This window comes from Crocinitomix catalasitica ATCC 23190 (genome assembly GCF_000621625.1).
Lineage (GTDB): Bacteria > Bacteroidota > Bacteroidia > Flavobacteriales_D > Crocinitomicaceae > Crocinitomix > Crocinitomix catalasitica.
The window spans coordinates 1-1127 of the sequence record NZ_JHXV01000076.1; the positions used below are offsets into that span (position 1 = coordinate 1).

At 40.5% G+C, this 1127-nt stretch carries 1 protein-coding gene; it reads right to left on the minus strand.

From position 1 onward, the window contains the following. The coding region (locus T367_RS23110) for a hypothetical protein (protein WP_035845832.1) at positions 1 to 1082 on the minus strand (1082 nt) is incomplete at its 3' end. Between the last annotated feature and the right edge of the window lie 45 nt (positions 1083 to 1127).

Consider the following 1127-nt stretch of genomic DNA (forward strand, 5'->3'; position numbering starts at 1 on the left):
TCACCATCTCCAAAATCCCATTCCCAAGTGGGATCATCATCTTCAGACCAAGTAGAATTATTTTCAAAATCAATTGCTTCACCCAAACAAATATTATCAGCACTAAAATCAGCATCTAGCACATCAGGAAAATGAATGGTTTCTACCAATCTTAAACAACGCTCACCAATGGTGTATTGAGCGGTATAAATGCCCAAACCATAATCGCTGGCGCTTACGGTTTCGCTGGTTTCACCCACCAAAGCAATGCCATCTTTATACCATTGCCATTCGCCACCAAGCGTGTCAATGATTGCGGTGAGTAGCAGGTTGCCGTCACACCAGTCCCCCGTTTGGGAAATGTCGGTGAAGTGGTCAGTGTCGATGAGGGTGAGTTCATCAAAATAATAATAGCCATCGGGATAAGTCACACCGTCTATTACTTCTGAACCACACTGCCCAGCCAAAGCAATGGCGTAAATATCTTCAGTAGGTGTAAATGTTAAAGTCACCTCTTGCCATGAGCCATCCATGACATAATTAATCTCGACGTCAGCTATATCCTGCCATTCTCCGAATCCTATTGGACATTCACCACCTGCCCAAGGTAAATCATCGCAATCTGGTGTGCCATATAAATGCAATTCAAAAAAGTCTTCACCCTCGCGCCATGCAGAATAGAAGTTTAAAGTATAATTTCTTCCAGTAATTAATGGACTAAACAGACATGTTCCTACAGTTTCTTTTGTAAATGGGGTAGCAAAAAATCCAACATATCCATTCCCACCTTCTGGCAGAGGTATAGCTGCTGGAGTTTCTAAGACTTCAAATAAATCGCATAAATGATAAAAGTTAGAACTACCCCAATTAGCTTCAGTCCAGTTGTTTGCGCATCGTAATGAAGGGAAATAATCGCAACACAAGGTATCCTCAAAAGAAGGGTTAGGAATTAGGCTTACGTAACCATCCAACTCCAAACAATTACAATCCTCATCGTTCAAATCAATGAGCATATCCCCGTCATCATCAATTCCGTTGTTACAGATTTCTTGGGAGAAAGCAGACAACGAGAAAAAACAAAGTATGAGGGTTAATAATTTCATTTATTGCAAGATAGGATAATAAGACAAAAGAAGAAAGACAAAATA